16 protein-coding genes are annotated in these 20,704 nt (G+C 71.5%); 3 read left to right on the plus strand and 13 right to left on the minus strand.

Features of this window, described 5'->3' with window-relative positions:
• Positions 1–15 precede the first annotated feature (15 nt).
• The 5 genes from FHS37_RS00780 to FHS37_RS00800 all read right to left on the minus strand — a co-directional run bounded on the left by FHS37_RS00780 (position 16) and on the right by FHS37_RS00800 (position 6,713).
• Positions 16–855, minus strand: coding sequence for a carbohydrate ABC transporter permease (locus FHS37_RS00780; RefSeq protein WP_184817019.1), 840 nt, complete (start codon positions 853–855; stop codon positions 16–18).
• On the minus strand, positions 852–2,216 hold the full coding sequence (locus tag FHS37_RS00785) for an ABC transporter permease (RefSeq protein ID WP_184817020.1): 1,365 nt from the start codon (positions 2,214–2,216) through the stop codon (positions 852–854). The genes FHS37_RS00780 and FHS37_RS00785 overlap by 4 nt, the downstream gene beginning before the upstream one ends.
• 5 nt (positions 2,217–2,221) lie before the next feature.
• A complete protein-coding gene (locus tag FHS37_RS00790; protein ID WP_184817021.1) occupies positions 2,222–3,550 on the minus strand; it encodes an ABC transporter substrate-binding protein in 1,329 nt (442 codons plus the stop codon).
• Positions 3,551–3,603: 53 nt separating this feature from the next.
• Entirely contained in the window at positions 3,604–5,226 is a 1,623-nt protein-coding gene (locus FHS37_RS00795; protein ID WP_184817681.1) for a glycoside hydrolase family 13 protein, read from the minus strand.
• 215 nt (positions 5,227–5,441) lie between these two features.
• Entirely contained in the window at positions 5,442–6,713 is a 1,272-nt protein-coding gene (locus FHS37_RS00800) for an ABC transporter substrate-binding protein (protein WP_184817022.1), read from the minus strand.
• A gap of 127 nt (positions 6,714–6,840) precedes the next feature.
• Here FHS37_RS00800 and FHS37_RS00805 point away from each other — a divergent pair, with 127 nt between their 5' ends.
• The 3 genes from FHS37_RS00805 to FHS37_RS00815 are packed head-to-tail and all read left to right on the plus strand — an operon-like array spanning position 6,841 to position 10,430.
• Positions 6,841–7,356, plus strand: coding sequence for a PadR family transcriptional regulator (locus FHS37_RS00805; protein ID WP_184817023.1), 516 nt, complete (start codon positions 6,841–6,843; stop codon positions 7,354–7,356).
• On the plus strand, positions 7,353–8,102 hold the full coding sequence (locus tag FHS37_RS00810) for an ABC transporter ATP-binding protein (protein ID WP_184817024.1): 750 nt from the start codon (positions 7,353–7,355) through the stop codon (positions 8,100–8,102). The genes FHS37_RS00805 and FHS37_RS00810 overlap by 4 nt, the downstream gene beginning before the upstream one ends.
• Positions 8,103–8,147: 45 nt before the next feature.
• On the plus strand, positions 8,148–10,430 hold the full coding sequence (locus FHS37_RS00815; RefSeq protein ID WP_184817025.1) for an ABC transporter permease: 2,283 nt from the start codon (positions 8,148–8,150) through the stop codon (positions 10,428–10,430).
• 12 nt (positions 10,431–10,442) lie between these two features.
• Here the strand turns inward: FHS37_RS00815 and FHS37_RS00820 are convergent, their stop codons facing one another.
• The 8 genes from FHS37_RS00820 to FHS37_RS00855 form a co-directional block, all read right to left on the minus strand.
• Positions 10,443–11,399, minus strand: a complete 957-nt coding sequence (locus FHS37_RS00820; RefSeq protein WP_184817026.1) for a hypothetical protein — start codon at positions 11,397–11,399, stop codon at positions 10,443–10,445.
• An 89-nt stretch (positions 11,400–11,488) separates the two neighbouring features.
• A complete protein-coding gene (gene pgi, locus FHS37_RS00825; protein WP_184817027.1) occupies positions 11,489–13,141 on the minus strand; it encodes a glucose-6-phosphate isomerase in 1,653 nt (550 codons plus the stop codon).
• Between the two features lie 251 nt (positions 13,142–13,392).
• Positions 13,393–13,680 carry an RNA polymerase-binding protein RbpA gene (locus FHS37_RS00830; protein WP_206316995.1) on the minus strand — a complete coding sequence of 96 codons (288 nt, stop codon included), beginning with the start codon at positions 13,678–13,680 and terminating at the stop codon, positions 13,393–13,395.
• A gap of 268 nt (positions 13,681–13,948) precedes the next feature.
• Entirely contained in the window at positions 13,949–14,179 is a 231-nt protein-coding gene (gene secG / locus FHS37_RS00835) for a preprotein translocase subunit SecG (protein WP_016826779.1), read from the minus strand.
• A 125-nt stretch (positions 14,180–14,304) separates the two neighbouring features.
• Positions 14,305–15,081, minus strand: coding sequence for a triose-phosphate isomerase (gene tpiA / locus FHS37_RS00840; RefSeq protein ID WP_184817028.1), 777 nt, complete (start codon positions 15,079–15,081; stop codon positions 14,305–14,307).
• Positions 15,082–15,086: 5 nt separating this feature from the next.
• Positions 15,087–16,298 carry a phosphoglycerate kinase gene (locus FHS37_RS00845; protein WP_184817029.1) on the minus strand — a complete coding sequence of 404 codons (1,212 nt, stop codon included), beginning with the start codon at positions 16,296–16,298 and terminating at the stop codon, positions 15,087–15,089.
• 146 nt (positions 16,299–16,444) lie between these two features.
• Positions 16,445–17,452: a type I glyceraldehyde-3-phosphate dehydrogenase gene (gap, locus tag FHS37_RS00850; RefSeq protein ID WP_184817030.1), complete on the minus strand. Its 1,008-nt coding sequence runs from the start codon at positions 17,450–17,452 to the stop codon at positions 16,445–16,447.
• A 229-nt stretch (positions 17,453–17,681) separates the two neighbouring features.
• Positions 17,682–20,636 carry a M14 family metallopeptidase gene (locus tag FHS37_RS00855; RefSeq protein ID WP_184817031.1) on the minus strand — a complete coding sequence of 985 codons (2,955 nt, stop codon included), beginning with the start codon at positions 20,634–20,636 and terminating at the stop codon, positions 17,682–17,684.
• Between the last annotated feature and the right edge of the window lie 68 nt (positions 20,637–20,704).

The raw sequence follows: 20,704 nt of genomic DNA on the forward strand, positions 1-20,704 counted from the left end.
CGTACTGGGGTCCTCCTACTTCACCGAGCCGGCCATCACCCCCTGCACGAAGTGCCGCTGGAAGGCGAAGAACACCACCACCGGCACCACCAGGGACAGGAACGCCCCGGGCGCGAGCACGTCGATGTTGCTGCCGAACTGCCGGATCTGCGACTGGAGTTCCACCGTCAGCGGCTGCGAGGAGCTGTCCGCGAACAGCAGCGCCACGAGCATGTCGTTCCACACCCACAGGAACTGGAAGATGGCCAGGCTGGCGATCGCGGGACGGCCCACCGGCAGCACCAGCCGGGTGAAGATCCGCCATTCGCTGCCGCCGTCCATCCGGGCGGCCTCCAGCATCTCCTTCGGCATCTCCGCGAAGTAGTTGCGCAGCAGGAACACGGCGAACGGCAGCCCGTACGCCACGTGGAACAGCACGACACCGGGGATGGTGCCGAACAGCCCCAGCTGGCCGAAGAGTTTGGCGACCGGCAGCAGACCGATCTGCACGGGGACGACCAGCAGCGCGACCACGAGCAGGAAGACGGGCTCGCGGCCGGGGAAGTCCAGCCAGGCGAAGGCGTAGCCGGCGAGCGCGGCGACGACCACGACCAGCACGGTGGTCGGCACCGAGATCAGCACGGTGTTCCAGAACGCCTGGGTCATGCCCGAGTTCTTCAGCAGTGCCGTGTAGTTGTCGAAGGACAGCTGCCCGGGGCTGGTGAACACGGTCCACCAGCCGCCCTTGGCGGTGTCCTCGGCGGAGCGCATCGAGGACAGGAACAGCCCGGCCAGCGGCGTCATCCACACCAGGCCGACGAGGACCAGGAAGGCCTGCACCACGGCGCTGCTCAGCCCGCGCCGGATCGCGTTCATCGCTGGCTCCTTCGGAAGCGTCGGACGTTGAAGACCATGGCGGGGATGACGAGCAGCAGCAGGAGCACGCCGAGGGCGCTGCCCAGGCCCTGGTCGTTGCCGCCGCCGAACGAGACCAGCCACATCTGGGTGGCCAGCACGGTCGCGTCCTCCTGCACGGGTCCGGGGGCGATGATGTAGACGAGGTCGAAGACCTTCATCACGTTGATCACCAGGGTGACGAAGACGACGGTGAGCACCGGCGCGAGCAGCGGGACGGTGATCTTCCGGAAGATCTGCCACTCGTTGGCGCCGTCCATCCGGGCCGCCTCCAGCGCGTCCCGGGGCAGGGCGGCGAGGCCCGCGCCGATCAGCACCATCGCGAAGCCGGTCCAGATCCACAGGTAGGCGCCGATGATGGCCGGGGTGACGAGGGTGGGCCCGAGCCAGGAGATGCCCTCGTAGGGCGGCGCGAAGTTGTCGGCGGTCAGCTTCACCGCGTAGGAGCCGCTGTCCAGGCCGGTGAAGCGGAAGGACCCGTCGGCCGCGGTGGTGGTGCTCGCGACCGTCTCCCCGTCGCGGACCGCCTCGACCTCCATCCCGGGCAGTCCGCTCTCCCGGTCGTCGACCACTCCCGGTTCCCCTCCCCCACCGGGGGTGAAGTCGAGGTAGACGACGCCGCGCACCTCGTCGGCGCCGGCCGTGCGGGCGGCCGCCTCCCGGGCGGGTTCGGCGCCGCCCGGCAGGTCCTTGGGGGCGACGCCGACCAGGCCGAGCGCCGCCGTGCCGCCGGGCGAGACGTCCGCGCCGGTGACGTACGAGCCGTCCGGCTGCCGGGTCAGCCCCTCGTCGTCGCGCGGGCGGGCGGTCGGGTAGGAGGAGGTGCCCTCGAAGGCGTCGTGGACGGCGACGGCGGCGGCGTTGAGCACGCCCTTGTCGGGGTCCTCGTCGTAGGCCAGCCGGAAGATGATGCCGGCCGCCAGGAAGGACACCGCCATCGGCATGAACAGCAGCAGCTTGAAGGCGGTGGCCCAGCGGACCTTCTCCACCAGCACCGCCAGGATCAGGCCCAGGCCGGTGAGGAGGGTGGGGGCGACCACGACCCAGATCGCCGTGTTGCGCACGGCGGTGAGGGTGGTCGGGTCGCGGAACATCTCGGCGTAGTTGTCGCCGCCCACGAACTGCGTGCCCGAGGCGTCGAAGAGGCTCCGGCCGATGGAGAACAGCACGGGGTACACGACGAGCGCGCCCAGCAGGAGCAGCGCGGGCAGGACGAACAGCAGGGCGATGACCCGCCCCCGGCGGCGCAGGCGTCGGCCGCGCGCGCCGTCGGGGTGCACAGGTGCCGGAGGGCTCGCCTCTTTCACCACGGTGGCGGTCATGGCGGTCAGTTCCCGTACGCCTTGGCCGCGGCGGCCTCGAGCGCGGCGGCGGTCTTCTGCGGGTCGGACGGGTCGCGCAGGAAGTCCTGGAGGATCTTCCACTCGCCGGCGCCCTTGGTGCCGCCGAAGGCCGCCGGGGCCTGGTCGGACATGTCGAAGCGGACCGAGTCGCCGGCGTCGATCAGGGACTCGGCGGTGGCGCGGGTGACGTCGTCGCCGTAGGAGGCGAGGTCCAGCTCCTTGTTCGGGGAGAGGAAACCCCCGGCCTCGGCCCACACGGCCGCCGCCTCGGGCGTCGCGAGGTACTCCATGAGGGCCATGCCGGCCTCGGCGTTCTTGCCGTCCTTGAGGACCACGGCCGCGTCGCCGCCGCTGACCACGGGCGCCTCGCCGTCGCCGACCGGCGGGAAGGGGAAGAAGTCGGCGTCGGTGCCGATGGTGCGGCCGAACTGGTCCTTGGCCACACCGGCGACGAAGTCGCCCTCGTAGACCATGGCGGCCTCGGCCTCGGGGCCGAAGACCTTCTCGACGGAGCCGGGGAAGTCGGTGTTGAGGGCGCCCTTCTGGCCGCCCTCGACGAGCTGCTTGTCCTTGAACAGCTTGCCGAGGGTGGTGAGTGCCTCGACCACGGTCGGGTCGGTCCACTTGATCTCGTGGGCGGCGAGGGCGTCGTACTTCTCGGGCCCGGCCTGGGAGAGGTAGACGTTCTCGAACCAGTCGGTGAGCGTCCAGCCGTCCTGTCCGGCGACCGAGAAGGCGGCGAGGCCGGAGTCGGAGACGGTGCGGCCGGCCTCCAGCATGGCGTCGTAGGTCTTCGGCGGGGTGACGCCGGCCTGTTCGAGGGCCTCGGGGCTGTACCAGACGGTGGACTTGTGGGCGGCCTTGAAGTAGAGGCCGTACAGGGTGCCGTCGACGGTGCCGTAGTCGCGCCACACCTCGGCGAAGTTGGCCTTCACCGTGGACTCGACGTCCTTGTCCAGCGGCTTGAGCCAGCCCTTCTCGGCGAACTGCTTGAGCACGCCGACCTGCGGGACCATCACGACGTCGGGGGCGTTGCCGCCCTCGATCTTGCTGCCGACGACGGTGGAGACGTTGTCGCCGGTGGACACGAACTGCGTCTCGGCACCGGTCTTCTCGGTGAAGGCGTCCAGCACCTTCTGGAAGTTCTTCTGCTCGCTGCCGGACCAGACACCGGCGACGGTGACGGTCTGGCCGTCGAGCGACTTGTCGCCGCCGCCGGCCGAGACGGGGTCGCCGCTGCCGCAGGCGGTGGCGCCGAGGGCGAGGACGAGGGCGGTGCATCCGGTGATCAGGGTGGTGCGTCGTCGCATCATCGTTGATGTCCCTTCGGGATCCATGGAGACGGGAGAACGGCGGGCGCGGGGGGTCAGGTGCCGCTGATCCACCAGGCGGCGGTGGAGCCGGGCAGCACCCCGGGCGGGCAGGGACCGCTGGCGAGCAGCGGGGTGCCGGGGACCGGGGCGGGTACGGGGGCGGTGCCGAAGTTGACGGCGCAGACCAGGTCGTCGCCGCGGACGAAGGCCAGGACGCCGGGCTGGGCGTCCAGCCAGCGCAGCGTGCCCTCGCCCAGCTGGGGCAGGGCGGCGCGCAGTTGCAGGCCGTCGCGGTACAGGTGCCAGGAGGAGCGGGTGTCGGCGAGGGCCCGGTCGGTGGCGTGCTCGGCGAACCACTCGGGCTGCGGCAGCCACGGCCTGGCCCCCTCGGCGCCGGAGGTGAAGCCGAACGGGGACGCCTGTCCCGACCAGGGCAGCGGCACCCGGCAGCCGTCGCGGATCCGGGCCCGGCTGCCGGTGCGGCGGAAGATCGGGTCGGTGAGCACGTCGTCGGGCAGGTCCACGACCTCGGGCAGGCCCAGTTCCTCGCCCTGGTAGATGTACGCGGCGCCGGGCAGGGCCAGCATCAGCAGCGCGGCGGCGCGGGCGCGGGCGGCGCCGAGGCCGCTGCCGCCGGGGGCGGGTTCGCCGTAGCGGGTGACGGTGCGGACCTGGTCGTGGTTGTTGAGGACCCAGGTGACGGTCGAGCCCGTGCCGGCGATGTCCTGCATGGCCTCGGAGATGACCTTGCGGAAGGCGTCGGCGTCCCAGGGGGCGCCGAGCAGGTCGAAGAAGAAGGCCTGGTGGAGTTCGTCCGGGCGGACGTACCGGGCGTGTTCGCGGGCGGAGGGGACCGAGACCTCGCCGACCAGGAGGCGTTCGCGGCCGTCGCGGGCGGTGTACTCCTCGCACACCGCCCGCCAGTGCCGCCACACCCCGTGCACCTCGGGCTGGTTCCAGGCGAGCGGGTTGACCGAGTCGCGGGTGCGGGCGTCGGCCTCCGGGTCGGGCGAGTCGGGCAGTCCGGGGTGCTTGAACAGGCCGGCGGCGACGTCGATGCGGAAGCCGTCGACGCCCCGGTCCAGCCAGAAGCGGAGTATCCGGTCGAACTCGGCGGCGACCTCGGGCTCGCGCCAGTTCCAGTCCGGCTGCTCGGGCGTGAACATGTGCAGGTACCACTGGCCGGGCCGGCCGTCCGGCTCGGTGACGCGGGTCCAGGCGGGGCCGCCGAACATGGCGTGCCAGTTGTTGGGCGGCTCGGCGCCGTCCGGTCCGCGGCCGTCGGCGAAGTGGAAACGGGCGCGCTCGGGGCTGCCGGGGGGCGCGGCGAGTGCTTCGCGGAACCAGGGGTGCTCGCTGGAGCAGTGGTTGGGGACGATGTCCAGCAGCACCCTGACGCCGAGCCGCCGGGCGGCGTCCACCAGCCGGTCGAACTCGGCGAGGTCGCCGAAGACCGGGTCGACGTCCGTGTAGTCGGCCACGTCGTAGCCGTGGTCGTGCTGCGGCGAGGGGTAGAAGGGGCTCAGCCAGATCCCGTCCACGCCGAGTTTCTTCAGGTAGGGCAGACCCGCCCTGACCCCGGCGAGATCGCCGATGCCGTCACCGGTGCTGTCCAGGAAGCTGCGGACGTACACCTGGTAGATCACTGCGTCGCGCCACCAGCGGTGGGTGTCGATGCGCTTGAGACTCACCCCGTCGACCTGTCTGTGCGTGCGTGCGGTTATGCATGCATGTTAAGTAGGCGTGTCGCGAGGGTGTCAATGAACGTACGGAACCTACCGGGGAGTTGGACGTGACAAATCGGCACTTACCCGGGCATGGATGGCACAGATGAGATGTCCGCGTTACTTAACAAGTAACTAGGGAGGTCTTCGCGAGGGCTGCCGGAGGGCTAGCGGGAGGAGACGGCGGCGAGCTCGGTCGCCAGTCGGCGCACGGCGGCCTCGGGCGTCTGCCGCCCGGTCATCGCGTCGTGCACGACGGCCTGCACCACCAGGCTCACCTGGTCGTAGTGCGGGCTCTTGGGACGCGGGGCGGCGGCGAGCACGCTCTCGCGCAGGGTCGGCAGGTACGGGAACCGCCGGACCAGTTCGGGGTCGTCGTACAGCGCGGCCCGCACCGGCGGCAGCGCGCCGCGCGTGAGGACCTGGCGCTGGACGCGCTCGCCGGTGAGGTACGCGATCAGGCGCGCCGCGGAGTCGGGGTGCCGGGCGTGGCTGCTGACGGCCAGGTTGGAGCCGCCCAGGACGCTGGCCCCCGGGCCGTCCGGCCCGGGCAGCGGCACGGCGCCCACCTCGCCGGCGACCCCGGAGCCCGGGGCGGAGGCGGCGACGTAGGCGTAGGGCCAGTTGCGCAGGAAGAGCAGCCGGCCGTCCTGGAAGGCCTGCTTGGACTCCTCCTCCTTGTACGCCAGCGCCTCCTCCGGGATCCAGCCCTCGCGCACCCCGCGCGCCAGGAAGCCGATGCCCTCCCGGGCCGCCCGGGAGTCCACGGTGACGCGCTCGCCCTCGTCGCCGAGGATGGTGCCGCCCGCCGAGTAGACGGCCTCGGCCGCGTTGACGGTGAGGCCCTCGTAGGGCAGGAACTGGCCCGCGTAGCCGTCGAGGCCGTGCTCCGGGGCGACGGTTTCCGCGGCCCGCTCCAGCTCGGCCCAGGTGCGCGGCGGCTCGATGCCCTCCTCGGCCAGGACGTCCTTGCGGTACAGCAGCAGCCCGGCGTTGGTGACGTACGGGACGGCGTGGAGCCGCCCGCCGTAGGTCGCCGTGTTCACGACCGGGCGCAGGAAGGCGTCGAGGGGGAAGCGGTCGCGGGGCAGCGGGCGGATCCAGCCGGCGGCGGCGAACTCCGAGGTCCAGCTGACGTCGATGTTGAGCACGTCGAACCGGCCGCGCTCGCCGCGGCGCAGGTCGGTGATCATCTGCGCGCGGGTCTCGTCGGCCGAGTCGGGCAGTTCGACGAGGGTGACCTTCTCACCGGGGTGGGTGCGGTTCCAGCCCTCGAGGACGGAGCCCAGGTAGCCGGTGAGGTCGCCGGCGGTGGCCAGGGTGAGCGGTCCGCGCCCGTCCGCGTCGGCCTCCCCGGCCCGCGCTCCGGAGGCGACGTGACCGGTCAGGACGACGATCAGGACGAGAAGGCCCCTACCCGCGGCATGGATCCACCGCATAGGTTCCTCCCTGTACACCGGCTCCCGGGCGCCCTCGTCCGGGAGTCAGAGGCCATGTATACCCGTTAGGTATGCGCGATACTAGGGCCTGCGGCACATTACCCAGGATGCGAGGAGGAGAGCACGAGTGCGGCTGCCCCTCCTGGCCCTGCTCGCGCGCGGCCCGGCCCACGGCTACGAGCTCAAGCAGGACCTTGAGCAACTGCTGGGCTCCGCGTACCCTCAGCCGAACGTCGGCCAGATCTACGTCACCCTCGGCCGCCTCGAGAAGTCGGGGCTGATCGAGGGCGAGGACGTCGAGCAGTCGAGCCGGCCCAACAAGAAGGTCTACCACCTCACCGACGCCGGGCGGGAGGCGCTGCGCGCCTGGTACGAGGAGACGGCGGACGAGCCGCGGGTGCGGGACGAGTTCTTCATGAAGCTGGCCCTGGCCCCGCAGACCGGTCTCGCCGACCAGATCGCCCTGATCAACAAGCAGCGGCGCCAGTACCTCAACACCATGCGGCAGTTGTCGAAGCTGGCCGCCGCCGAAGACCGGGACAACCGCATCGCCCATCTGCTGATCGAGGGCGCGATGCTGCACCTGCAGGCCGACCTCGACTGGCTGGAACGGTGCCAGGAAGAGCTGGAGGAGCTTCAGTGAGCGAGAGCACCGCTGAAGTGCTGCGCGCCGAAGGCCTGGTCAAGACGCACCACGGCGAGGGCGCCCCGGCGCACGCCGTGCGCGGGGTCGATCTGCGCGTGGCGCGCGGCGAGTTCGTGGCGATCACCGGCCCGTCCGGCGCGGGCAAGTCGACGCTGCTGCACCTGCTCGGCGGGCTGCAGCGGCCGGACGCGGGCAGCATCTGGCTGGACGGCGAGTGCACCGACGGCTACGGCGAGGCCCGGTGGGCGGTGGAGCGCAGGAAGCGCATCGGGATCGTCTTCCAGTTCTTCAACCTCGTGTCCGACCTGTCGGTCGCCGACAACGTGGAGCTGCCCGCCCTGCTCGCCGGGGTGCCGCCGAGGAAGGCCCGCGCCGAGCGCGAGGAGCTGCTGGCCGAGCTGGGGCTCGCGGGCAAGGAGCGGAGCATGCCGGGCGAGCTGTCCGGCGGTGAGCAGCAGCGGGTCGCGCTGGCCCGGGCGCTGGTCAACCACCCGCCGCTGCTGCTGGCCGACGAGCCCGCCGGCAGCCTGGACAGCAAGGGCACCCGCGAGGTGATGCGGCTGCTGTCCCGCTTCCACCGGCGCGGCCAGACGATCCTGCTGGTCACCCACGACGCCCGGCTGGCGAGCGCCGCGGACCGGGTGATCAGCTTCTTCGACGGGCGGATCGCCGACGACGCGGAACTCGACGGCGTGCCGCCGCGCGGCAGGGGCATATCCGGGGTCCTGGAGCTGAAGGACTGACATGCGGGCCGTGTACGACCACCGCGCGCCGAGGGGGTGAGGCCCGTGCGAGCCACCCTGCGCTGGGCGCACTCCGATCTGCGCACGCACCGCGGCGAGGCGCTGTTCCTGGTCCTCGCCACCGCGGGCATCGTCGCGTCCCTGCTGCTGGCCACGGCCCTGTTCGGGTACGCGACCAACCCCTGGCAGCGCGTCTTCGCGCAGGCGCGCGGCGCGCACGTGACGCTGCACACCACCGCCTCCGCCGACGCCGGGGAGCTGGCCGGCCTGGACGGCGTGGAGTCCGTCGCCGGCCCCCACCCCACCGCCTCCCTCACCCTCGCCTCGCGCGGCAGCCGCGCCCTGGTCGAACTGCGCGGCACCGCCGAGCGGCCCGACGTGGGCCGTCCGCTGATCACCTCCGGACGCTGGCTGGACCCGGCCGCCCCCGACGGCGTGGTCCTGGAGAGCCGGCTGGCCGACGCGCTGCTGGCGGCTCCCGGAGACACCCTCACCGTGCCCGGCACCGCGCGGAGACTGACCGTCGTCGGCGTCGCCGACAGCGCCGAGCCGCGCTACCGGCCCGGGGAACGGCCGGGCCTGGTGTGGGCCCTGCCGTCGGCCGTGGCGGACCCGGGCGGACAGGTGATCGGTCTCAGGCTGACCGACCCCGGCGACACCGGGTACGCCGTGCAGCGGGCGGTGACCGTGCTGGGCGCCGGGGCGATCGGCGAGGTCGCCACCTGGCAGCAGGCGCGCGGCGAGGCCCAGGGCGACAACCGGCTGCTCGGCCAGGTGCTGGGCCTGTTCGGCCTGGGCGCGCTGGTCGCCGCCGGGTTCGCCGTGCACGGGGCGATCTCCACCCGGATCCGGGGGCATCTGCGGGACATCTCCGTCCTCAAGGCGATCGGTTTCACGCCCGGCCAGGTCGTCCGCGTCTTCCTGGTCCAGCATCTGGTCTACGCCCTGCTGGGCGCCGTGGCCGCCGCCGCGCTCACCGAGGCGCTGGGCAGCGCGGTGCCGGGGCGGCTCGGCGACGCGGTCGGCGTGTGGCAGGGGCTGCCCGGGCACACCGCGGCACTGGTCGCGGTGCCGGTGGGGGCGGTGCTGTTCATCGGCGCGACCACCGGGCTCGCCGCCTGGCGGGCGGGCCGGGTGCCGCCGGTGCCGGTGCCCCGGCCGACGGCTCCCCGGGCCGGCCGGCTGACGGGGGTGGCGCGGCGGGCGCTGGGGTCGCGGGTGCCGCCGGCCCTGGTGCTCGGCTGGCACAGGGCGTTCACGCGCCGCCCGCGTTCCCTGGGCGCGGTGGCCCGGCTGGCGCTGCCGCTGCTGCTGATCGTGGTGGCGATGAGCGCGTGGACCACCCTCGACCGCTTCCACAGCGCTCCCGAGCGGATGGGGATGCCCACCGCCCTCAGCGTCCGCGCGGACCCCGGGCTGGGCGAACGGGAGGTCCGTGCCCTGCTGGAGCGCGATCCCGGGGTCGCCGCCGCCTACCCGGGTGTGGAGGTGGCCGCCCTGGTGCCCGGCCAGACGGCCACCATCGCCCTGCGCGGTCTCGGCACCCACCGGGAGCCGTACCCGTTCACGCTGGCCGAGGGCCGTGCCGCGCGCGGCCCCGACGAGGCGGTGGCCGGACAGGGGCTGCTCGACCTGCTGCACGTCCGGGTCGGTGACTGGGTGCGGATGACCGTCGGCGACCGGCCGCAGATCCTGCACATCGTCGGCCGCAGCATCGAACCGGAGAACGCCGGCCGGACCATCTCCACCTCGCTCGACACCCTCCGCGCCAACGACCCGGCCCTCCGGCCGACCCTCCACCAGCTCCGCCTGGTCCCCGGCGCCGACCCGGAGGCGGTGGCCGACCGGCTGACCGGGGCCGGGCGCGGCCATCTCGACGTGCACACGGTGACCAACCCGGCCGACGGGCTGTCCCCGCTGCGGGCGGTGGTCCTCGGGTTGATCGCGGTCCTCGCGCTGATCGGGCTGATCGAGCTGCTGACGGCGATCGGCGGCACGGTCCGCGAGGGCGAACGCGATCTGCTGGCGCTCAAGGCCATCGGCCTCTCCCCCCGGCAGATCACCGCGATCACGGTCACGGCCGTCTCCGGTACGGCGCTGGCGGCCGTGCTCGTCGCCATGGCCCTGGGGCTGCCGCTGGCGCACTGGCTGATCGACGCCCAGGGCAGGTCGAGCGGCATCGGCGCCGGGATCGCCCAGGGTCCCCCGCCCGTGCTCCTGCTGCTGCTCGGGGCGGCCGCCGTGCTGGGCGCCGCCGCCCTCGCCGCCCTCCCGGCCGCCCGTGCGGCCCGCCGCCGCCTCGCGGACACGCTGAGCGCGGTGGCCTGAGTCCCCGGCGGGTCAGCCGCCGTAGGGGCCCCGGGGGTTCTGCGGAGGGTACGGCGGCTGCGGGGCGTACGGGTTGCCGCCCGCTCCGGGCGCGTACGGCGACTGCGGGTACGGCGCGTACGGGTGGCCGCCCGTCGTGGGCGCGTACGGGTGGCCGTAGGGGTTGCCCTGCGGCGGTACGTGCGGCAGTCCCGTCGGCGGCACCGGCGGGACGGGGCCCGGCAGGGGCGGGAGGCTCGCCGGGTGCGTGCCCAGCCGGATGCGGTAGCGGCGCTTCAGCCGGCCCGTCTCCAGCAGGGCGATGGCCGTGACGGTGACCGGGGCGCCCAGGATGAAGACGACGCCCATGGTGAGGCTGAGCCCGTGCAGGTCGCCGGTGACGAGGTCGGGAATGGCCATCAGCCAGGTCGTCACCGTGGCGAGCAGCGCCGGCAGCGAGCGGTGCACGGCGGCCGTGCCGAAGAAGTTGCCGGAGACCCGGATCGCCCCGGTGACCACGAAGACGAGCAACCACAGCGCCACGAGGGCCAGGAGCAGGAACGCCGGCCCGCCCAGAGCGGACGAGTACTGGAGCAGCACGACCATGACGACGACCGAACCGACGAACAGCAGCAGCAGCTTCAGGCAGTTGAGGAGCTGCCCCCGCAACTGCCGCACGGTGCCGCCGCGCCGCCAGACGAACAGCATCACCCCGACGGTGAGCGGGGTGATGAACAGCAGCACGGCGGAGGCGGTGAGCGCGTTCTCCATCAGTTCGTCGAAGGCGAACCCGCCCTCGATGAAGGTGTAGACCCCGAAGGAGGCGATCGCCCCGACGATGACCCTGAGACGCTTGAGCTGTTCCACGGACGGGTCGAGCGGTTCCGGGATCCAGGCCGGGTGGAACACCACCCACGCCACGTTCCTGGGCTTCAGCAGGGACCGGGCCGTCAGCCTGCCGCCGAGCCAACTCCCGTGAGTTCTGGCCACCTTGCGCTCCCCCGAGCGATCGCCACCATGATCGCCGAGGATTCTACGGGAAGCGGGCGGCACCCCGCCGCCCGCTTCCCGTGCCCTGCTCACCGCCGGCCGCGCAGCTCCCGGTAGGTGGCGACCAGCGCCTGGGTGGAGGCGTCCAGGCCCGGCACGTCGGCGCCCTCGGTGAGGGCGGGCTCGACGCGCTTGGCGAGCACCTTGCCCAGCTCCACGCCCCACTGGTCGAAGGAGTCGATGTTCCAGATCGCGCCCTGGACGAACACCTTGTGCTCGTAGAGGGCGACGAGCTGGCCGAGCACGGACGGCGTCAGCTCACGCGCGAGGATCGTGGTCGTGGGGTGGTTCCCCTTGAACGTCCTGTGCGGCACCAGCTCCTCCGGCACCCCTTCGCCGCGCACCTCGTCCGGGGTCTTGCCGAAGGCCAGCGCCTGGGTCTGGGCGAAGAAGTTGGCCATCAGCAGGTCGTGCTGGGCCTTCAGTTCGTCGCTCAGCTCGTCGACCGGCTCGGCGAAGCCGATGAAGTCCGCCGGGATCAGCTTGGTGCCCTGGTGGATCAACTGGTAGTAGGCGTGCTGCCCGTTGGTGCCGGGCGTGCCCCACACCACCGGTCCCGTCTGCCACTCCACCTCGCGCCCGTCCCGGCCGACGTACTTGCCGTTGGACTCCATGTCGAGCTGCTGGAGGTAGGCGGTGAACTTCGACAGGTAGTGCGAGTACGGCAGCACCGCGTGCGACTGCGCGTCGAGGAAGTTGTTGTACCAGACGCCCAGCAGGCCCAGTAGCAGCGGCACGTTGGCCTCGGCGGGGGCGGTCCGGAAGTGCTCGTCGACGATCCGGAACCCGTCGAGCATCTCCCGGAACCGGTCCGGGCCGATGGCGATCATCAACGACAGGCCGATCGCCGAGTCGTAGGAGTAACGCCCGCCGACCCAGTCCCAGAACTCGAACATGTTCGCCGTGTCGATGCCGAACCCGGCGACCTCCTCGGCGTTCGTCGACAGCGCGACGAAGTGCTTCGCGACCGCCTTCTCGTCCCCGAGGGCGTTCAGCAGCCAGGTCCGCGCGGAGGTGGCGTTGGTGACCGTCTCGACGGTGGTGAACGTCTTGGACGCGACGATGAACAGCGTCTCGGCCGGGTCCAGGTCACGGGTGGCCTCGTGCAGGTCGGCGCCGTCCACGTTGGACACGAAGCGGAAGGTCAGCGAGCGGTCGGTGTAGGCGCGCAGCACTTCGTACGCCATCGCCGGGCCCAGGTCGGAGCCGCCGATGCCGATGTTGACGACGTTGCGGATCCGCTTGCCGGTGTGGCCGGTCCACTCGCCGGAGCGGACCCGGTCGGCGAAGTCGGCCATCCTGTCGAGCACGGCGTGCACGCCCGGGACGACGTTCTCGCCGTCGACCTCGATCACCGCGTCCCGGGGCGCGCGCAGCGCGGTGTGCAGGACGGCCCGGTCCTCGGTGGTGTTGATCCTCTCGCCGCGGAACATGGCGTCGCGCAGCCCGAACACGTCGGTGGCCCCGGCCAGTTCGCGCAGCAGTCGGAGGGTGTCGTCGGTGACCAGGTGCTTGGAGTAGTCGACGTACAGGTCACCGACCCGGAGGGTGTACGCGGTGCCGCGGCCGGGGTCGGCGGCGAACAGCTCGCGCAGGCGCACCTCGCCGAGCTCCTCCCGGTGCTCGGCCAGCGCGCTCCACTCGGGCGTCTGGTTCAGCCTGGTACGACCGTCTGCGTTCATCTCGGACTTCAGCCTTCTTCCTTGCTGCCTGTACTGCGTACCTGCCCCGCTGCCGGTCCCAACCTAATGGAGCGGCGGTGGACACGAGCCGACGCGGCGCCGTCGTCCGGCGCAACAACAGGTACGTCCGGCGGGCCCACCGGTGTCAGCGGCCGGCCCGCGGAAGCGGCGGTCGGCCCGTCGGTACCGGCACGGCGTGCAAGGAAACGGCTGCGGCCAGGCACTCATGGGCGCCCGGCCGGCCTCGACTCCTAGATCTCGCCCCGCAGTTTGGCGAGCGCCTCGGCGAGGATCGCCTCGCCGTCCGCGTCGCTGCGCCGCTCCCGCACGTAGGCGAGGTGCGTCTTGTAGGGCTCGGTGCGCGGTGGGTCCGGGGGATTGTCGCGGTCCTGCCCGGCCGGAAAGCCGCAGCGGGGGCAGTCCCAGGTCTCGGGCACCTGCGCGTCGCTCGCGAAGCTCGGCTGTGTCTCGTGCCCGTTGGAGCACCAGAAGGAGACGCGCAGCCGCGGCGCGGACTCGCCGCGCTCGGCCTCGCCCATCGGCCCCGCCCCGACCCGGCTCCCCCGGATCGCGTTGCCACTTGCCACGGTGTAACTCCCTGCGTGATGGTGCCGCGAAGCGAGTCGGCGTGCCGCTCCGCTGCGAGCGCCTCAGTCTACGTAAGGCCCAACGCGCGTCCAGTGTCCGGAGTTACCACCCCCACGTCCAGACGCAGGCCCCATGATAGGCCGCGCCGTGCCGCGCGTACCGAACATGGGGCCTTGCGTGGGGAATGCGCCGGGGACGGGTGCGGGGTGTCCCCTCGGCTCAGTTGTTCACCTTCATCATGATGCCGAGCACCACGATGCACGCGAACCAGAGCAGACCGACCACCACGGTGATCCGGTCGAGGTTGCGCTCGGCGACCGAGGAGCCGCCGACGGAGGACTGCATGCCACCACCGAACATGTCGGAGAGGCCGCCGCCCTTCCCCTTGTGCATCAGCACCAGCAGCATCAGCAGCAGGCTGAAGACGATCAGGGCGATGGAGAACCCCATAACCACGGCTGGACCAACTTCCTCGGATTCGGATGGACGACGCGGGGCCCAGCACAGGGCTGGACCCCGCAAGGGTACGACGGATCGCCGCTAGCGCATACTCACTGCCTGCCGGTTCGTCCGGCTCACTGGTCGCGGAAGCGGACGATCTTGACGAACTCGTCCGCGTCCAGCGAGGCACCGCCGACCAGCGCGCCGTCGATGTCGGCCTGCGCCATGATCTCGGCGACGTTGCCGGCCTTCACGGAGCCGCCGTACTGGATGCGGACCTTGTCGGCGACCTCCTGCGAGTACAGCTCGGCGATCTTGCCGCGGACGGCGGCGCAGACCTCCTGGGCGTCCTCGGCGCCGCAGACCTTGCCGGTGCCGATGGCCCAGACGGGCTCGTAGGCGATCACGATCGTCTCGGCCTGCTCGGCCGGGATGTCCTTCAGACCGCCCTCGACCTGGGCGAGGGTGTGGGTGACGTGGTTGCCCGCCTCGCGGACCTCCAGCTCCTCGCCGACGCAGAGGATGGGGGTGATGCCGTGCTTGTAGGCGGCCTTCACCTTGGCGTTCACGAGTTCGTCGGTCTCGCCGTGGTACTGGCGGCGCTCGGAGTGGCCGATCGCGACGTAGGTGCACTTCAGCTTGGCCAGCATGGGGCCGGAGATCTCGCCGGTGTAGGCACCGCCGTCGTGCGCCGAGATGTCCTGGGCGCCGTACTTGATCCTCAGCTTGTCCCCGTCGACGAGGGTCTGCACGGACCGCAGGTCGGTGAAGGGCGGCAGGACGGCGACCTCGACGGCCTCGTAGTCCTTGTCGGCCAGGGCGAAGGCGAGCTTCTGGACGTGGGCGATGGCCTCCAGGTGGTTGAGGTTCATCTTCCAGTTGCCCGCCATCAGCGGCGTGCGCGTGCTCATCGAGGTCAGTCCTCCAGTGCGGCGAGGCCGGGGAGCGTCTTGCCCTCGAGGTATTCGAGGGAGGCGCCGCCTCCGGTCGAGATGTGGCCGAATGCCTGCTCGTCGAAGCCCAGGGTACGGACCGCCGCGGCGGAGTCTCCGCCGCCCACCACGGTGAAGCCCGGGGAGTCGATGAGGGCCTGGGCGACCGCCTTGGTGCCCTCGGCGTAGTCGGGGTGCTCGAAGACGCCCATCGGGCCGTTCCAGAAGACGGTGGCGGCGTCGGCGAGCTTCGAGGCGTACAGCTTGCGGGTCTCGGGACCGATGTCCAGACCCTCCTGGTCGGCCGGGATGGCGTCCGCGGCGACGGTGGTGGGGTGGGTGGCGGCCTTGGCCTTCAGGTCGGGGAACTCGGTGGAGACGAGGACGTCGACCGGGAGGACCAGCTCGACGCCGTTCTTCTCCGCGCGCTCCATGTACTCCCGGACCGCCGGGATCTGGTCCTCCTGGAGGAGGGAGATGCCGACCTCGTAGCCCTTGGCCTTGAGGAAGGTGTACGCCATGCCGCCGCCGATGAGGAGCCGGTCGGCCTTGCCGAGCAGCTGGTCGATGACGGCGAGCTTGTCGGAGACCTTGGCACCGCCGAGGGCGACGACGTAGGGCCGCTTGACGTCCTCGGTGAGCTTCCTCAGGACGCCGACCTCGGTGGCGATGAGGTACCCGGCGTAGTGCGGCAGGCGGGCCGGGAGGTCGTACACCGAGGCGTGCCTCCGGTGCACCGCGCCGAAGCCGTCGCCGACGTAGACGTCGGCGAGCTCGGCGAGCCGGTCGGCGAAGGCGCCGCGCTCGGCGTCGTCCTTGCTGGTCTCACCCGCGTTGAAGCGCAGGTTCTCGACGACGGCGACCTGCCCGTCGGCGAGGCCGGCGACGGTGGACGTGGCGGACTCGCCGACGGTGTCCGTCGCGAAGGCCACGTCGGCGCCGAGGAGTTCACCGAGGCGCGCGGCGGCCGGGGCGAGGGAGAAGGCGGGGTCCGGGGCGCCCTTGGGGCGGCCCAGGTGCGAGGCGACGACCACGCGGGCGCCCGCCTCGGCGAGGGCCTTGACGGTGGGCAGCACCGCGCGGATGCGGCCGTCGTCGGTGATGGTGGTGCCGTCCAGCGGCACGTTGAGGTCGGCGCGGACGAAGACCCGCTTGCCCGCGACGCCTTCGGAGAGGAGTTCGTCGATCGTCTTCATGGGGGCTCCCTGGTTAGAGCTCGTGTTCGCTCGTGATCGCTCGTGATCGAAAGAGGGCGACTGTTCCGATACGCGCGTCAGGGCTCGGACAGCGCGTTGCCGCGCCGGCCGAGCCCTGCACTCATATCAGGCCGCCTGCTCCACGATCAGAGCTGGTTGCCCACGAAGACCGTCAGGTCGACGAGGCGGTTGCTGTAGCCCCACTCATTGTCGTACCAGCCGATGACCTTCACGTTCTTGCCCTCCTGGACCATGGTCAGGGAGGAGTCGAAGGTGCAGGACGCCGGGGCGTTGACGATGTCGGAGGAGACGATCGCGTCCTCGGTGTACTCCAGGTAGCCCTTGAGCTCGCCCTCGGCGGCCTTCTGGAAGGCGGCGTTGACCTCTTCCTTGGTGACCTCGCGGGAGAGCTCGACCACCAGGTCGGTGACGGAGCCGGTCGGGACCGGGACGCGCATGGCCATGCCGTCCAGCTTGCCCTTGAGCTGCGGCAGCACCAGGGCGGTGGCCTTCGCGGCACCGGTGGTGGTCGGGATGATGTTCTCGGCGGCGGCACGGGCGCGGCGCAGGTCCTTGTGCGGGAAGTCCAGGATGCGCTGGTCGTTCGTGTACGCGTGCACCGTCGTCATCAGGCCCTTGACGATGCCGAAGTTCTCGTCGAGCACCTTCGCCATCGGCGCCACGCAGTTGGTGGTGCAGGAGGCGTTGGAGATGACGTGGTGGTTCGCCGGGTCGTACGTGTCCTGGTTGACGCCCATGACGATGGTGACGTCTTCGTTCTTCGCCGGGGCGGAGATGATGACCTTCTTGGCGCCGCCGGTGATGTGCTTCTCGGCGTCTTCCTTCTTGGTGAAGATGCCGGTCGACTCGATGACGATGTCGACGCCCAGCTCGCCCCACGGGATGTCGGCGGGGTTGCGCTCGGAGAGCACCTTGATCGTCTTGTCGCCGACCGTGATGGTGTCCTCGGTGTGCGAGACCTCCTGCTTGAGGCGGCCGAGGATGGTGTCGTACTTCAGCAGGTGGGCGGTGGTCGCGGTGTCACCCAGGTCGTTGACAGCCACGATCTCGATGTCCGCGCCCTGCTCCAGCAGCGCGCGGAAGTAGTTGCGACCGATGCGGCCAAAGCCGTTGATGCCTACGCGGATCGTCACGAACCGATCTCCTCGTTGGTACGCCGGCCCGATGTGCCGGCGAGCTGTATTTGGGATGTCCCCGACCACTGTCGACCCTACCTCTCCGAGGCCCCGGCCGTGACATCCAGTTGCCCCCATACCCGGCAGGGCGGTCCGTACCCACCAGTAGGGTACGGACCGCCCGAACCGAAGGAGCTCTTTTCCCTCTTTTTCACTCCGGCGGGTCGGCGCCCGTCGACGCCTTCGGTCACGCGTCGAGGGCGGCGAGCGCCTTCCTCATCAGCGCGGCCCGGTCCGCCGCCGAGGTCAGGTGCTCCAGGCCGAAGCCCAGCAGCACGGTGTCCTCGGTGGTGACCGCTCCGTAGGTCTGGAACAGCGCGCCGGTGCGCGTCCAGTCCTTCAGGACGGCGGGGCTCCCCGCGGGCGGTCCGGAGGCCTTCCAGGCGCCGAGCGAGGTCTCGAAGCCCTCGGTGCCGGTCGCGGCGCCGCCGATGACGAGCGAGGCGTCGTCGACGAGGACGCCGTGGCCGCCGCTGCCCGGGTCGGTGACGTAGCCGATCGAGACCTCGACCGTCTTCCCGGCGTAGGCGCTCAGGTCGAAGTCCACCTGCTGCCAGCCGCCGGAGGAGCCGGTGAGGCTGTTCCAGGAACCGGTGGTGCCGGTCGCGGTGCAGCCGTCCTCGGTCAGGGTCAGGTAGTGCTCCAGCCAGGGGTGCTCGCCGACGTAGAACCCGGCCGCGCACTCGGCGGGCACGGTGGTGCGGGTCGCGCCGCCCGCCTCGGGCAGCGTCGTCCAGTCGTCGGCGCCGGGAGTGTGCGCCTCGACGACGACGTGGTCGTAGCCCGGCTCGGTGTCCCACAGCAGCTGGGCGCGCAGGGTGGGCCGGTCGGCCGCGGCGGCGCCGGTGAGGTCGATGGTGCGGGTGAGGCGTTTGTAGCCGTCATCGGTGTGGACCGCGGCGGCCATGTACGAGCCCGCGTACGGGCCGTACGGGTTGACCGTGCCGGGGAACTTCCCGGCGCCGGCGCTCGCGAACCGCGGGTACTCCTCGGCGGGCAGCTCGTCGGAGGTGACGCCGTAGGTGCCGGCCTTGTCCAGCGGGTTGCCGGGCGCGTCGCCGAGCGGGCCGGAGAAGCCGCCCAGCTTGCCGGAGCCGGTGAATCCGGTGACCCCGGAGGTCGATGTGCGCGTGTAGGCGCCCAGGTAGTACTGGCTGAAGTCGTCGGACAGGGTGCCGCCGCCGAGGTCGACGCTGCCGCCGGCCTGCTCGCCCGCCTCGATCAGCCGGCCGCCCTCGTTGAGGAAGGCGCGCAGCTGGAGCTGGGTGGCGACGCCCGGAGTGCCCGCGCCGGTGTAATGGACGACGGTGTGGAAGTGGCTCAGCACGCCGAGCGCGTCGGGCGCGCCCTGCTCGGCGACGTCCCAGACGGCCGCCCTGTGGCCGTTGGCCCTCAGGGCGTCGACGTACTTCCGGGCCTGGGTGGCCTTCGCCCCCTCCTCGGCGACCACGAGGACGTCCGCGCGGGGCCGCTCGGCGACGGTGTAGGTGAAGTGCTCGCTGGAGACCTTCTTCCCGTGCCGGGTCTCGCCGGTGAACCACACCTCGACCTCGTCGCCCGGCTCGCCGTCCTTGACCTCGGCCCGGTACTCGTCGAAGTGGAGGTTGTCCTCGCCGCCGAACCGCTCGCCGCCCTTCCAGGGCCTGAGCGCCATGTCGTGCGTGCGGCCGCCGTTGACGCGGTACTTGAGCTCCTTGTCGCGCACGGCCCTGCGGACGACGACGGAGACCTCCTGGTCGCCGCCGCGCGCGTACGACGTCGTGAACGTGGCCGGGGTGAAGTCGGCGGCCTCCAGGCCGACCGCGGAGGACGGCCGGTCGGGGTGGGCGGCGCTCTCGGCGACGGACAGCGCGAACGGGACGTTCTTGGCGAACTCCTGCTGGATCAGCGTCTCGTCGTCGGGGAAGGTGAAGATCGAGCGGCAGTCGCCGGGCCGCCACGCGTCGTCCGGGTCGACCTCGGAGGCCGTCTGGCAGGTCGACATCTCGGGCGTGAACATCGCCATGCCGTTGACGTTGGCCGCGTGGCCGTCGGCCTCGCCGTTGGTGGTGTACAGCTCGGAGGAGAGCTGCGGGTGGTAGCCGGGGATCGCGGAGTTCCCGGGCGTGCCGGCGAGGGCCTCGTAGAGCACGTCGTCGGGGGTCGGCGTGGCCACCTGCCAGCCGACCCCGTAGAGCAGGAGTTCGGCGGCGGAGTGGTAGTTGATGCCGTAGGCGAAGCCGATCCGCTTCTGGAAGGCGTCGATCGCCCTGGTCTCGGGCTCGGAGCCGGGGCTCGCGCCGCGGTAGGTCTGGCTGGTGGGGCTGGGGGACGATCCCTCGTCGTCGTAGCCCCACTTGTAGGGGAAGTTGCGGTTGAGGTCGACGCCGTCGCCGGTGCTGATGGCGCCGTCGCCGTTGACGTCGCGCAGGTTCTTGCGCCACAGGCGGTTGTCGTCGCTCTCGAAGGTGTAGTCGTAGCCGTCGGGGTTGGCCGACAGGACGAACCACAGCTCGGTGGTGTCGACGATCTTCTTGACCCGCTTGTCCGTCTTGTACTTGTCCAGGTAGTGGTGCATCAGCCGCCGGGTCATCTCCGGGGTGATCCACTCGCGCGCGTGCTGGTTGGACATGTAGAGGACGGCCGGTTTCGAGCCGTCCCCGCTCTTCCTGGCCTTCTTGGTGAGCTTCAGGGCGAGGATGTCCTGGCCCTTGATCGTCTTTCCGATGGAGACGACCTTGGTGAGGTCGGGGTGGTCCCGGGCGGTGCGGAGGATCTCCTCCCTGAGGCCGCCCTTTCCGCTGTACGGGCGGAAGACGCCCTCGGCGGCGTCCGCGACCCGGTTCTCCGCCCGGGCGGAGAGCGTGTGCTCGGCGAGGTCGACGCCCTGCTTCTCCAGCTGGTCGGCCTGCCGGTCGGTGAGGTAGACCTCGACGGTGGCGGTGCCCTTCTGGGGGACCTGCTCGCCGAGTTCGTGGGCGTCCTGTCCGGCCGCCAGCAGCAGGGGTACCTGCCGGCTGGTGACGTCGGCGCGGAAGACCTTGACCTCCTCCGCCCCGGGCGCCTCGGTGCTTTCCGGTTGTGCCTGGGCGACGGGTGCGACGCTCGCCGATCCGATCAGGAGCGCGCCGACAGCGAGGACCGATCTCGCTCTATGTCTCATGAACCCCAAGACCTCCCCCTAGAGGTGGTCCGCCACAGCAGCGAACAGATGCCAGGCTCATGACACAT

Source organism: Streptomyces griseomycini, assembly GCF_014203535.1.
GTDB lineage: Bacteria > Actinomycetota > Actinomycetes > Streptomycetales > Streptomycetaceae > Streptomyces > Streptomyces griseomycini.